Here is a 13,145-nt window from a genome sequence, read left to right as displayed (position 1 = left end):
TATCAGATGTTCTGCGCCTGGTCGATGGCGTTGCCGATGTAGCTACCCGGGGTCAGCGCCATCAGCTCGGTTTTCGCAGCGTCCGGGATTTCGAGGGTTTCGACAAAGTTCTTGATTACCTCTGGGGTCATCGCCTTACCGCGGGTCAGTGCCTTGAGCTTCTCGTAGGGCTTCTCGATATTGTAGCGGCGCATCACAGTCTGGATGGGTTCCGCCAACACTTCCCAGGCGTGGTCCAGATCTTCGTCCAGTCGCGTTGGATTGATCTCCAGCTTGCCCAGACCTTTCAGGGTGGCTTCATAGGCGATGAGGCTGTGGGCGAAGCCGACACCGAGATTGCGAAGCACTGTGGAGTCGGTCAGATCACGCTGCCAGCGTGAAATTGGCAGCTTGGCCGAAAGGTGGCTGAACAAGGCGTTGGCGATGCCCAGGTTGCCTTCCGAGTTTTCGAAATCAATGGGGTTAACCTTGTGGGGCATGGTGGACGAGCCCACTTCGCCTTCCACGGTTTTCTGTTTGAAGTAACCCAGGGAAATGTAGCCCCAGATATCCCGGTCCAGATCAATCAGGATGGTGTTGAAGCGGGCAATGGCATCGTACAGCTCGGCAATGTAGTCGTGGGGCTCGATTTGTGTGGTGTACGGATTCCAGTCGAGGCCGAGGCTTTCGATGAAGTCTTTGGCGTTCTGGGCCCAGTCGATAGCGGGGTAGGCAGAGAGATGCGCATTGTAGTTACCTACGGCACCATTGATCTTGCCCAGCAATTCGGTCGCGCGAATCTGTTTGACCTGACGGCGCAGGCGGTAAACCACGTTGGCCAGCTCCTTGCCCACCGTGGAAGGAGACGCAGTCTGTCCATGGGTGCGTGAGAGCATTGGCTGCTCAGCGTGGTCATGGGCCAACTGTGCCAGCTTGTCCACAACCCGGTCCATGGTAGGCAGAAGGCCGTGATCCAGGCCTTCTCTCAGCATCAGCGCGTGGGACAGGTTGTTGATGTCTTCGGAGGTACAGGCGAAATGTACGAATTCTGTGACTGCATGCAGCTCAGGAACCCCGGCGATCTTTTCCTTGATGAAATACTCGACTGCTTTAACGTCGTGGTTGGTGGTACGCTCAATGTCCTTGATGCGTTCGGCATCCGACAGGCTGAAATCTTGCACCATCTGGTCCAGGAAGTTATTCGCTTCGGGAGAGAAGGCCGGGACTTCCTGTACTTCGGGGTGGGCAGCCAGTTTTTGCAACCAGCGGATTTCGACGGTCACCCGGTTCCGAATCAGGCCGTATTCACTGAAAATATCGCGGAAGACGCTGACTTTGCTGCCATAACGTCCGTCGACCGGGGAAATGGCGGTCAGGGCGGTGAGTTCCATCGAAAACCTCTCAAATCATCAAAGAATGGGTCAATACTGAAGTGGGGTGCCTATGATACACCACCGCAAGTCGTGAATCAGTCGTAAACCGACCGGTTCGCTTTCTCGGCAAGGTCCCGTGCAGTGGCAATCACCTTGCGCCGGGAAAATATCAGCTGCCAGCGGCGTCCGCCACTCTGGCGCCAGAGGACGGCGGAGCGGATGCCGGCCAGGAGCAGGGCCCGTACGCGGGCTGCGTTCTCTTCCTGTTGCAGAATGGAAGGATCGCCGGTCACCTGGATACGCATCCGGAAGGTGCTGATTGTGTCGCCATAGACCGAGGCCAGGTTGCCGATCAGGTTACTGTGCAGGTAACCGAAATGGCTGGCGGTATGCCGGGCCTGATCAATACGGCTGCCGATGACGGCCATCATGTCCTTGTCGCGGTTCAGCTTTGATTCCAGGTGGATCAGGTTGAGGGTGTAGCGAAGAACCTCAATATCCTGCTGCTTGCTTTGCTGACTGAGCACGTTGGCCAGGGTATTCAGACCCTCGCGCAGGTCCTTGAGCTCGCCGCCGTAAACATCGAGGGTTGTATCCGGATCGGTCGCAAACAGGGACCGCATGGACGTCTCAAAGCTCGAATCGGCGCATTGGCCTGTGTGAGCCACCTGCTGAACCTGGGCGGCGGCCTGGAATACACCCGCCAGCGCCAGGGTCTGGTCGTACAGCGATCGGCTCATGCCTGTGCTCCGGTTATGGCGGCCCTTTGGGGAAGCGTTTCCCCGTCACGCCAGGTCTGTTCGATAACGCCGCCTCCCAGGCAAACCTCACCCTCATAGAAGACAACCGACTGCCCGGGTGTGACCGCACGCTGGGCATCGTCAAACACCACTGTGACACCGTCATCACATAGGGTAACGACACAGTCCTGGTCTGGCTGGCGATAGCGAGTCTTGGCTTTGCATCGGAATTCCTCTGCAGGCGCCTCGCCGGCTACCCAGTCAATCTGTCCGCTGACCAGTCCACGGGAAAACAGCAGTGGGTGTTGCTTGCCCTGTACTGCAATCAGCACGTTACGATTCAAATCCTTTTCGGCGACATACCAGGGATCGTCGCCAAATTCGCTGAGTCCGCCAATGCCGAGGCCCTGGCGTTGTCCGATGGTGTGATACATCAGCCCCTGATGGCGGCCAATCACCTGGCCATCGGGTGTTTCGATGTCCCCTGGTTGCGCTGGCAGGTATTGCTTGAGAAAGTCCCGGAACTTGCGTTCGCCGATAAAGCAGATGCCGGTGGAATCCTTCTTGTCATGGGTGACAAATCCCTGTTCTTCGGCAATCCGCCGGACTTCCGGCTTCTCGAGTTCCCCGACCGGGAACAGCGTGCGAGCGATACGGTCACCGGATACGGCGTGGAGGAAGTAGCTTTGATCCTTGTTGGGATCGAGCCCTTTCAGCAGCTGTGCTCTACCTGAACCGTCGTTGAGCGGCCGTTGACGGGTGTAGTGGCCGGTGGCGATGAAGTCAGCGCCCAGAGTAACGGCATAGTCCAGAAATGCGCGGAATTTTACTTCCTTGTTACACAGGATGTCCGGATTGGGTGTGCGACCGGCCTTGTACTCGGATAAAAAATGCTCGAACACGCGATCCCAGTATTCCGCAGCGAAACTCGCCGTGTGCAGCGGGATACCGATGGTATCGGCGACGGCCTGGGCGTCAGCCAGATCGGTCATGGCGGTACAGTACTCGGTGCCGTCGTCCTCGTCCCAGTTCTTCATGAACAGGCCTTCGACCTGGTAGCCCTGATCTTTCAGAAGCCACGCGGCGACGGACGAATCCACGCCGCCGGACATGCCAACGATAACTCGGGTGTTTTCGGGTGCGTCTGTCATAGCTGAACCGTACTGATCAAAGCGCCGCAGTTTAGCATTGTTGGACGGTTACGTCTCAGCATCGACAATCACATCAAGGGGGAATCGCCGGCCATTTCGGTAATCTTCTATGCACCGGAGTACCAGTGGACTGCGTAGCTGTCCACCCAGGCTGGCAATTTCGTCTGGCGTCAGCCAGTGGGCGGCGATAATGCCGTCGTCCAATTGGTCTGTGATCTTTTTCAATGCCTTGGCGGAATAGCAGAAGCGGTAATAGGTCACCCCATTGGCCGGCGCCTTGTAGGTATAGAGACCGAGAAAGTGCACGGGCTCCACCTGCCAGCCTGTTTCCTCCAGGGTTTCGCGTTTTACCGCATCCAGAATGGCCTCGTCTTCCTCGATATGTCCGGCTGGTTGGTTATAGACCACCAGACCGCTGCTGACTTCCTCCACCAGGAGAAACCGGCCTTGGTCATCTTCCACAACAACCGCAACCGTGGCATGGGGTGTCCAGGTCATGATCAGTTTCTTCTCCGTGTCTTGTTGCTGCTACCGGCGCGGCCAGCTTTCTGTGGGCGTCGGGGGCGGGCAGGTGCTGCCGGTACATGGACGGCCAGTTTGTTGTATTGGCCCGGTTCCAATTTATCGAGGGTCCAGTCACCAATACGATATCGAATCAGTCGAAGGGTAGGGAAGCCAACGGCAGCGGTCATGCGACGTACCTGACGGTTCTTGCCCTCAGTAATGGTGAGTTCGATCCAGGAGGTGGGAACTGATTCCCGGTGGCGCACCGGAGGGACTCTTGGCCACAATGGAGGTTCGGACATTCGCTCGGCAGTGGCTGGCCGGGTTTCGCCATCCTTCAGCAGGACCCCTGCCCGCAATCGGCGCAGAGCTTCCTCCGTGATATTGCCTTCCACCTGGACCCAATAAGTCTTTGGCATTTTCTGTCGGGGAGAGGCAATGCGATGCTGTAACTGGCCGTCATCGGTGAGCAGTAGGAGGCCTTCCGAGTCGAAGTCCAGGCGGCCTGCCGGGTAGACGTGGGGTATGTCAATCCAGTCTGCCAAAGTGGCACGTGCGGTTTTGCCATTCCCGGAATCGGTGAACTGGCTCATTACCCGAAAGGGCTTGTTGAAGAGAATCAGGGTCGCCATTCGGTGCTCTGGGTCATGATCCGGTGTTGTGTTGCGGCGTGACTGAAAACGACGAGGGTATCTGAACGGCGGGGAGAGGAAAAGTGAAATTGCTTCAGGGCTAACACACGCGCCCTGTGATCGTCACCTTCGAAGGTGTCGATGGCAAAGGTTGAGGTCGGCCCGAAGAGGGGCCGGCCACAAAATCAGCTCGCGCACGGTGACCTGGCAGACTCAGGTCTCACGCATTTACAGCGCGTGGCTCGTCTCTGAGCGCGCCTTCATGGCGGCTGCGTTCGGTGCTGGCGTCAGACTTCTTTTCCGTCCTTTCCGCCGTGCTGGCCTCGTTTTGTTTTCGCGGCTGTTCCTCTGGAACGATGTTTACCGCATGGACACCTTTGTCACTGGGTTTCTTGTCAAAGGTTACTGTTTGACCGGCCTTCAGGGTTTTGTATCCCTCCATCTGTACCGATGAGAAATGGGCGAACAGATCATCACTGCAGCCATCCTCTATGATAAAGCCGTAACCTTTGGCATTGTTAAACCACTTCACTTTGCCCTTTGGCATGATGAACTCCCCTGTTCTTTTACTGTCAATCACTGTTATTGGTGTTATTGCCGTACCATAGAGCGGGACGGGTGATATCGGATTACCTGTTACGAATGCTTCCGTGGATACACTAAGACCACGCCAATTTACATTATTTTACATTGCACTCTTACTGTTGACCAATATCGTCTTTGAGTCAATAGCGGACATTGGGGGAATGTATGGTTGAAGGGGGTCCGGAAGCGGTATCATGATCGTATTGATAACCAGCGCACGTCCGGTAGGCTTGTTGGCTTGAAAACCGGACGACTCACAACCATCTTTAACCAAGGGCACCGACTACCGGTAAAGAATCATGAGGACTATCCAGAATTCTCTACTAGTATTTAATCAGGGGGATGAAGAACAGCCGGGGCGTCAGGATGACCTCAGTGTTGCTCCCGAGAAGCCTGCACTCAAGCGCCCTGCGCGCTTTCGGGTAGTGCTTCTGAACGATGACTACACACCCATGGATTTTGTGGTGGATGTACTGATGAAATTCTTCGGGATGAACGAAGAAAAGGCGACGCAGGTGATGCTGCTCGTCCATACGCAGGGAAAAGCCGTATGTGGGGTATATACCCGTGACATCGCAGAAACAAAGGCGGCACAGGTGAATCAGTATTCCTCGGAATGCGAACATCCGCTCCTTTGCGAGATTGAACGTGCGGACTGATAGACCCAGGGGTGGCCCATGCTGAGCAAAGACCTTGAAATTACGCTGAATACGGCCTTCAAAAATGCCCGCGACAAGCGTCATGAATTCATGACGGTGGAGCATTTGTTGCTGGCCCTGTTGGACAACGAATCGGCAGTGGGCGTCCTGAAAGCCTGTGGTGCAGACCTGAAACGGCTTCAGGAAGAACTCATTGAATTTGTGGACTCCACAACTCCACTGATCCCGAGTAATGACAGCGAGCGCGAAACCCAGCCGACGCTGGGGTTCCAGCGGGTTCTGCAACGCGCTGTTTTCCATGTACAGTCCTCTGGCAAGAAGGAAGTGACCGGCGCCAATGTGCTGGTTGCCATCTTCAGTGAGCAGGAAAGCCAGGCCGTGTATGTGCTCAAGAAACAGAGCATTGCCCGAATTGATGTTGTGAACTTTGTTTCTCATGGAATCTCCAGGGTACAGGGAGGCGAGGAACAGGAAGGCCACGATCAGGCCTCCCATGAAGAAGCCGGTGAAGAGGGTGGTTCTGCACGACCGCTCGAGAGCTACGCGACCAACCTGAATGAACAGGCCCGTCAGGGTCGCATCGACCCGTTGATTGGCCGCGAGCATGAAGTGGAGCGTGTGGTCCAGATTCTGGTCCGTCGCCGAAAAAACAATCCGTTGCTGGTCGGGGAGGCTGGCGTCGGTAAGACGGCGATTGCTGAAGGGCTCGCCAAGCGCATTGTGGATGGCCAGGTGCCGGAAATTATCTCGGATGCTGTGGTTTACTCGCTGGACCTGGGGGCGCTGCTGGCGGGTACCAAGTACCGTGGTGATTTTGAGAAACGTCTGAAAGGCTTGTTGGCGGAACTCAAGAAAGAGCAGCATGCCATTCTGTTTATTGATGAAATCCACACCATCATTGGAGCCGGTTCGGCGTCCGGTGGTGTCATGGATGCCTCCAACCTGCTTAAGCCCATGCTGAGTTCTGGTGAGATTCGTTGCATCGGATCAACCACTTACTCCGAGTTCCGAGGCATTTTCGAGAAGGACAGTGCACTGGCCCGGCGATTCCAGAAAATTGACGTCAATGAGCCGAGCGTTGAGGACACCTACCAGATCCTCAAGGGTCTGAAGCCCAATTTTGAGAAGCACCATGACCTCAAATACACCGACAAGGCGTTGAGGGTAGCCGCCGAGTTGGCGGATCGCTATATCACTGACCGTCACTTGCCGGACAAGGCCATTGATGTCATCGACGAGGCTGGTGCCCGTCAGCGACTGATGGCAGAAAGCAAGCGGAAGAAAACGGTGGACGTGCGGGATATCGAGGACGTGGTGGCAAACATTGCCCGTATTCCGCCGAAGAACGTGTCCTCCAATGACAAGGATCTGCTGCGCAACCTGGAGCGGGATCTCAAGATGGTTGTGTTTGGCCAGGACCCGGCAATCGAGTCACTGTCTACGGCCATCAAACTTGCTCGCGCGGGGCTCAAGGCGCCAGAGAAGCCGGAAGGGGCGTTCCTGTTTGCCGGGCCTACTGGTGTTGGTAAGACCGAGGTCACCAAGCAACTCGCCAAGGTGTTGGGTATCGAGTTGGTCCGCTTCGATATGTCCGAGTACATGGAGCGGCATACGGTGTCCCGCCTGATTGGTGCGCCTCCGGGGTATGTCGGTTACGACCAGGGCGGGCTGTTGACGGAATCAGTCAACAAGCATCCTCACTGTGTATTGCTGCTGGATGAGATCGAGAAGGCCCATCCGGAAGTCTTTAACTTGCTGCTGCAGGTCATGGACCACGGAACGCTGACAGATAACAACGGTCGCAAGGCGGATTTCCGCCACGTTATCCTGGTGATGACCACCAATGCCGGGGCTGAGAGCATGGCTCGCCGTTCAATCGGGTTCAGCGAGCAGGACCACAGTACCGACGGTATGGAAATTATCAGCAAGACGTTCACACCGGAATTCCGCAACCGTCTTGATGGCATTATCCAGTTTGCTGATCTCCAGAAAGACACCATCACCCACGTGGTGGACAAGTTCCTCACAGAGCTGCAAGCGCAGCTGGATGAGAAACATGTGGTGCTGCATGTGGATGAAGCTGCCAAAGTCTGGCTGGCGGAGAAAGGCTATGACGTCACAATGGGCGCGCGGCCGATGTCCCGCCTGATTCAGGACAAGATCAAGCGACCGCTTGCCGAACAGATTTTGTTCGGTCGATTGTCTGAAAAGGGCGGGGATGTCCATATTCATCTTCGCGATGATGAACTGGTGTTTGACTACGAGGATGAGCCTGCCGAGGCAGTGTGATAGAGCCTCGAATCGGGTGTTGAGAAACCGCGCTGGCGACAGCGCGGTTTTTTTATGTCTGCATGTCGGGGTTGACCTTCTTTTAGCTGCTCAGTCGCCGTTGTCGTCAATTCAATCAGCATCATTCTCTGTCAGTTTATTGTGACGTGGTCGAAAGGTCCGGATTTTCGGCCGCGAAATCTCAAATAAACAATAATGACAAGGAATCACGACGAATGAAGGTATGTGCTGCAACACTGGCGGTCCTGATGGGGCTGTCTGTCTGGAACCCGGTGGCCGCCAGTGAACGGAAAGAATTCTGTGTCTTTGATGTCGCAGGAGCGGGCGGCTTTGTCTACCGTACACTTCAGGACTACCAACGCAAGGCGGTGAGCTCGGGCGTCAGTCTTGCGATGATTCCGTACACCGATGAAGATGAAGCGGTGGCGGACTTCAAGGCGGGTACATGCGATATCGTCGCTGTAACCGACATGGGTGTCAGGCATTTCAACAGCTTTACCGGGTCCATCAGCGCCATTGGGGCTGTACCTTATTATGAGGATCTGAGGGTCCTGATGCATATTCTCTCCAGTCCAAGGGTGGACGAGCATATGTCACAGGATGGCTATCAGGTGCTCGGCGTAGCCCCGATGGGGGCGGCGTACTTGTTTGTTAACGATCGGAGTATCAATGATGCTGATGCCCTGAAAGGTAAACGAGTCACAGTGTTCGAAGGGCACCACGACGCACGTCATATGCTTGAGTACATTGGAGCGGTGCCAGTGGACGCGAAGATTTCCAACTTCGCACGTTTGTTCAATACGGGGCAGGCGGATATCAGCTATGCTCCTGCAGCTGCCTACGAGTTGCTTGAAATGTTCAAGGGAATGGGGGACACAGGGGGCATCATAAAGTACCCGGTCGGCCAGGTATCAGTTCATCTGGTGGCTCGGGAAGGCGAGTTCGATGATCGCTTTGTGCGGCGTTCACGCAAGATAATGTCGCGGCTGTACCCTGAAGCGATGCGGATAGTAAGGCAGTACGAAGATTCCATTCCGGCAGAACGGTGGGTCGATATTTCCAAAGACGCCATGGTTGGCTACCAGGAGATGTTGCGCGAAGTGCGCATCGATATGCAGCAAGCAACGCATGCATCGGGTATGCAGGCAGCAAGCGTCTATGACGACAATATGATGACCATTCTCAGGAAGGTGCGTTGCTATACCAATCCAGGGGCGCTGGAGTGCAGTGCGGAGGATCGTGAGTAGGGCAGGCGCGGTAACAAAAAAAGCCCCGTTTACGGGGCTTTTTCAGATGTCACCTGGGTGATTAACGGGCGCGGTAAACGATACGGCCCTTGCTGAGATCGTAAGGGGTAAGCTCAACTTTCACCTTGTCGCCAGTCAGGATGCGGATATAGTTCTTGCGCATCTTGCCGGAGATGTGGGCAGTCACAACGTGGCCGTTGCTCAGCTCAACTCGGAACATGGTATTTGGAAGCGTATCAACAATAACGCCTTCCATTTCAATGACATCTGATTTCGCCATTCAGTAAAAACCTCGTTTGGAATTAACTTGCCTTGATTCTAAATTGCGCAATTCTGCCTGATTTGTTGCCATTTAGCAAAATCAGTTGCGTTTCAGTACCTGCCATTGACCATCCCTGAGGGCTTCAATGGGGGTAAAGCGGGTTTTATAGTTCATTTTCCGGCATTCCCGAATCCAGTATCCCAGATAAAGGTGGGGCAACTCCCATGATTTTGCGGCTTCAATTTGCCAGAGAATGGCAAAAGTGCCGAGACTGCGGCTCTCGTGGGCAGGGTCAAAAACGGTATAGATGGCCGACAGACCATCGTCCAGCATATCTACTGCTGCCAGGCCGATCAGCTCTTCTTCGAGGCGGATCTCCAGGAACCAGGAGTCGGTGGCTCCTTCCACCAGAAAGGATGTGAATTGTTCCCGGGACGGAGGGTACATGTCGCCATCCGCGTGCCGTTGCTCAATGTAATGGGAGTAAAGCCGGTAATAGCGTTCGCTAAAACTGGCCGGTACCAGCTCGCAAGTCAGATCCCGGTTCTTCTCGAGCACCCTGCGTTGATTCCGGTCGGGCTTGAATTCGTTCACCTTGAGTCGCACAGGAATGCATGCGTTGCAGTTTTCGCAGTGGGGGCGGTAGTAATGGGAGCCGCTGCGGCGAAAACCCAAGGCGGTGAGCTGGCTGTACAATTTTTTGTCGATATGTGCTCGCGGGTCGACGAACATAGTGGTCGCTTCACGATTCGGCAGGTAGCTGCAGTCGTGCGGGGGCGTAGCGAAGAATACCAGTGTTCTGAGATTGCTCATTCACACCTCCGGGCCAGGCCATTGCCACTGGATTTGCCAGGAGCTCTGCGTTGGAGAGCGGTCTACACTTGCCCTGAGTATAGATAAAAACTCGTCGCGTGGAATGGATCGGGCCCCCATTTTTAACAGGTGGTCGTTCTCCACCTGGCAGTCCATGATTTCATAGCCCCATTCTGACAATTGATTGGCCAGATGCACCATCAGTACTTTTGACGCGTTGGTTTCCAGCGAGAACATGGACTCTCCAAAAAAGCACTGACCCATGGCCAGGCCGTACATGCCGCCTACCAACTCACCGGCCGCATTCCAGGCTTCGATGGAGTGGGCAACTCCGAGTTTGTGTAGCTGGGTGTAGCTGCGAGCCATGTCTTCGGTGATCCAGGTGCCTTCTCTTTCGCGGGTTTCTGCACACAGGCGTATAACGTTGGTGAAATCCTGGTCTGCAGTTATCGAGAAGTGTTGCCGGTTGAGGGTGCGGCGCAGGCTGCGGGATACGTGAATTTCGTCCGGGAACAGGACACATCGTGGGTTGGGGGACCACCAGAGGATGGGTTGGTCGTCGCTGTACCAGGGGAAGATGCCGTTACGGTAGGCGAGGGTCAGGCGGTCGGTGGAGAGGTCTCCGCCCAGTGCCAGCAGGCCATCGGGTTCGTCCAGGGCTTCCTCGGCGGGAGGGAACCAGAGTTGGTCGGGGTCTATCCAGGGTAGTGAGGTCATCCAGGTCCGGTTTCGGAGTGTGCTGCCTTGTTCTTTGGCTTGGGAGTATCAGCCGTTGGGCGGGGTGTTCTGAAACACGCTCAAGCACATCCATGTGACGCTTGGGCTCCGCCATCCATGGCTCCGCACAGTTTCAGAACACCCCACCCAACGGCTTCTTCTGACTTCAGAGTAGCCTGCCGTCAGTACAGGTCAATCCTGGTCCAGGAACTTCTCTGCATCCAGTGCGGCCATGCAGCCGAAACCGGCAGAGGTTACTGCTTGGCGGTAGACGTGGTCGGCTACGTCGCCGGCCGCGAAGACGCCGGGAATGCTGCTCTGGGTGGCCATGCCTTCCAGGCCGGAGCGGATTTTGATGTAGCCGTTTTCCATGTCCAACTGGCCGTCGAACAGGTCGGTGTTCGGTTTGTGGCCGATGGCGATGAACACGCCCGCCAGGTCGAGTTCCTGTGTGGAGTCGTCCTTGGTGCTTTTGATGCGCATGCCGGTGACGCCGGTGCCGTCGCCCAGGACTTCGTCGAGGGTGTGATCCCACACGATGTTGATGTTGCCGTTTTCGGCCTTTTCGAACAGTTTGTCCTGCAGGATTTTTTCGGCGCGCAGGCTGTCGCGACGGTGCACCAGGGTGACTTCGTCGGCGATGTTGGAGAGGTAGAGGGCCTCTTCCACAGCGGTGTTACCGCCACCGATGACGGCGACTTTCTGTTTCTTGTAGAAGAAGCCATCGCAGGTTGCGCAGGCGGAAACGCCCTGGCCTTTGAACTTCTCTTCCGATTCCAGCCCAAGGTACATGGCGGACGCGCCGGTGGCGATGATCAGGGCGTCGCAGGTGTACTCACCACTGTCGCCTTTCAGACGGAAGGGGCGGTTGCGCAGGTCGGCTTCGTTGATGGTGTCGTAAACCACATTGGTTTCAAAGCGTTCTGCGTGCTTGAGCATGCGCTGCATCAACTCCGGGCCCTGTACGCCGTCGTTGTCACCGGGCCAGTTGTCCACGTCGGTAGTGGTTGTGAGCTGTCCACCCACTTCGATGCCGGTGATCAGGGTTGGCTTCAGGTTTGCGCGGGCTGCGTAGACAGCAGCGGTGTAGCCGGCAGGGCCGGAGCCAAGGATGATCAAGCGGGAATGTTTGGTTTCGCTCATTGTGGGTCTCTCGTTAAAAACTGAAAGTGCTGAAGGCTACCATGAACGGGGCGTTGTTCCAGTTGTTTTGGCTAATTTCTGTTATTAAATGATGCTATTTACTCACCAACGCCCTTCCATCAATGGTGTTCTTCATTCGATGACAGAAACAGAGGCAAGAAGTTGCCTTACCCGTTCGGTGCTCTTTCCGGATTCTCCCTGTTCCAGTCGGTGTTCCGCAACAGCTGGAAACACAGCCTGAATGTCGTCGGGCAATACGTGGTGTCGTCCGTCCATCAAGGCCCAGGCCCTGGCGGCGCGAACCAGGCCAAGACCCGCGCGGGGCGACAGGCCATAAAGCAAACCGGGCATGCGGCGGCTGTGTTCGAGCAGGCGCTGGACATAATCCAGTAAAGCCGGGCTGGTGGTTACCCTCCCAACGGCCTCCTGGAGGGTGTCCAGGTCTGACTGGCTCAACAGGGTTTGCAGTTTGCCGGTCAGCATGCGGCGATCTTCGCCTTCGAGCAGCTCCCGTTCCGCCTTGGGATCGGGATAGCCGAGCCGTAGACGCATCAGAAAACGGTCCAGCTGGGATTCCGGGAGAGGGTAGGTTCCGCCCTGTTCAATGGGGTTCTGGGTGGCGATAACAAAGAACGGGTGGGGTAGCGGGCGGGTCTCGCCTTCGATGGATACCTGTCGTTCTTCCATGGCCTCCAGCAGTGCGCTTTGGGTACGCGGTGAGGCGCGGTTGATTTCGTCAGCAAGTACAACCTGGGCGAAGATGGGGCCCTTGTGGAATACCAGTGTCCCGGCTTCCTTGTCGTACATGGAGTAGCCGAGGACGTCGGCCGGGAGCAGGTCGTTGGTGAACTGGATGCGCTGGTAACTGAGGCCCATGATCCGGGCGAGGGCATGGGACAGTGTGGTTTTGCCCATACCGGGAATATCTTCGATCAACAGATGGCCGCGGGCCAATAGTCCACATATGGCCAGGCGAACCTGTTGCTCCTTGCCCAGCAGTATGGTGTTGAGCTCGCTGACAACGGTATCAATCATTTTCTTCATGCAGGAT

Annotated in this window: 14 protein-coding genes; 3 read left to right on the top strand and 11 right to left on the bottom strand. The window is 55.9% G+C overall.

Annotation, left to right across the window (positions count from 1 at the left end; translation table 11 throughout):
- Positions 1-2: 2 nt before the first annotated feature.
- From purB to MARLIPOL_RS18910, 6 genes are all read right to left on the bottom strand, one after another.
- Positions 3-1,370 carry an adenylosuccinate lyase gene (gene purB, locus MARLIPOL_RS09115; RefSeq protein ID WP_012137766.1) on the bottom strand — a complete coding sequence of 456 codons (1,368 nt, stop codon included), beginning with the start codon at positions 1,368-1,370 and terminating at the stop codon, positions 3-5.
- A 77-nt stretch (positions 1,371-1,447) separates the two neighbouring features.
- Positions 1,448-2,092: a high frequency lysogenization protein HflD gene (gene hflD, locus MARLIPOL_RS09110; protein WP_012137765.1), complete on the bottom strand. Its 645-nt coding sequence runs from the start codon at positions 2,090-2,092 to the stop codon at positions 1,448-1,450.
- Positions 2,089-3,243, bottom strand: a complete 1,155-nt coding sequence (gene mnmA / locus MARLIPOL_RS09105; RefSeq protein WP_012137764.1) for a tRNA 2-thiouridine(34) synthase MnmA — start codon at positions 3,241-3,243, stop codon at positions 2,089-2,091. Before mnmA ends, hflD begins: the two co-directional genes overlap by 4 nt.
- Before the next feature lie 48 nt (positions 3,244-3,291).
- Entirely contained in the window at positions 3,292-3,741 is a 450-nt protein-coding gene (locus MARLIPOL_RS09100; RefSeq protein ID WP_012137763.1) for an NUDIX hydrolase, read from the bottom strand.
- A gap of 2 nt (positions 3,742-3,743) precedes the next feature.
- Positions 3,744-4,379 carry a pseudouridine synthase gene (locus MARLIPOL_RS09095; protein WP_012137762.1) on the bottom strand — a complete coding sequence of 212 codons (636 nt, stop codon included), beginning with the start codon at positions 4,377-4,379 and terminating at the stop codon, positions 3,744-3,746.
- Between the two features lie 220 nt (positions 4,380-4,599).
- Positions 4,600-4,926: a cold shock domain-containing protein gene (locus MARLIPOL_RS18910; protein ID WP_012137761.1), complete on the bottom strand. Its 327-nt coding sequence runs from the start codon at positions 4,924-4,926 to the stop codon at positions 4,600-4,602.
- Between the two features lie 337 nt (positions 4,927-5,263).
- On the opposite strand from MARLIPOL_RS18910, the gene clpS reads away from it, so the two are divergent.
- From clpS to MARLIPOL_RS09075, 3 genes are all read left to right on the top strand, one after another.
- Complete coding sequence (gene clpS / locus MARLIPOL_RS09085) at positions 5,264-5,623, top strand: ATP-dependent Clp protease adapter ClpS (protein ID WP_012137760.1); 360 nt, start codon at positions 5,264-5,266, stop codon at positions 5,621-5,623.
- An 18-nt stretch (positions 5,624-5,641) separates the two neighbouring features.
- Positions 5,642-7,912: an ATP-dependent Clp protease ATP-binding subunit ClpA gene (gene clpA, locus MARLIPOL_RS09080; protein ID WP_012137759.1), complete on the top strand. Its 2,271-nt coding sequence runs from the start codon at positions 5,642-5,644 to the stop codon at positions 7,910-7,912.
- 215 nt (positions 7,913-8,127) lie between these two features.
- Entirely contained in the window at positions 8,128-9,159 is a 1,032-nt protein-coding gene (locus MARLIPOL_RS09075; protein WP_012137758.1) for a putative solute-binding protein, read from the top strand.
- Between the two features lie 61 nt (positions 9,160-9,220).
- On the opposite strand, the gene infA is transcribed toward MARLIPOL_RS09075, so the two are convergent.
- The 5 genes from infA to MARLIPOL_RS09050 form a co-directional block, all read right to left on the bottom strand.
- Positions 9,221-9,439 (bottom strand): translation initiation factor IF-1, encoded by a 219-nt coding sequence (gene infA / locus MARLIPOL_RS09070; RefSeq protein WP_008938619.1) that lies wholly within the window; start codon positions 9,437-9,439, stop codon positions 9,221-9,223.
- An 81-nt stretch (positions 9,440-9,520) separates the two neighbouring features.
- A complete protein-coding gene (locus tag MARLIPOL_RS09065) occupies positions 9,521-10,234 on the bottom strand; it encodes an arginyltransferase (protein WP_012137757.1) in 714 nt (237 codons plus the stop codon).
- On the bottom strand, positions 10,235-10,951 hold the full coding sequence (aat, locus tag MARLIPOL_RS09060) for a leucyl/phenylalanyl-tRNA--protein transferase (protein WP_012137756.1): 717 nt from the start codon (positions 10,949-10,951) through the stop codon (positions 10,235-10,237).
- A 192-nt stretch (positions 10,952-11,143) separates the two neighbouring features.
- Complete coding sequence (trxB, locus tag MARLIPOL_RS09055; RefSeq protein WP_012137755.1) at positions 11,144-12,094, bottom strand: thioredoxin-disulfide reductase; 951 nt, start codon at positions 12,092-12,094, stop codon at positions 11,144-11,146.
- A gap of 132 nt (positions 12,095-12,226) precedes the next feature.
- Positions 12,227-13,138 carry an AAA family ATPase gene (locus MARLIPOL_RS09050; RefSeq protein ID WP_012137754.1) on the bottom strand — a complete coding sequence of 304 codons (912 nt, stop codon included), beginning with the start codon at positions 13,136-13,138 and terminating at the stop codon, positions 12,227-12,229.
- Between the last annotated feature and the right edge of the window lie 7 nt (positions 13,139-13,145).

This window comes from Marinobacter lipolyticus SM19 (assembly GCF_000397065.2).
GTDB lineage: Bacteria > Pseudomonadota > Gammaproteobacteria > Pseudomonadales > Oleiphilaceae > Marinobacter > Marinobacter lipolyticus.
Note: the sequence above shows the minus strand (reverse complement) of the source record. Positions and strands in the feature narration are given on the sequence as shown.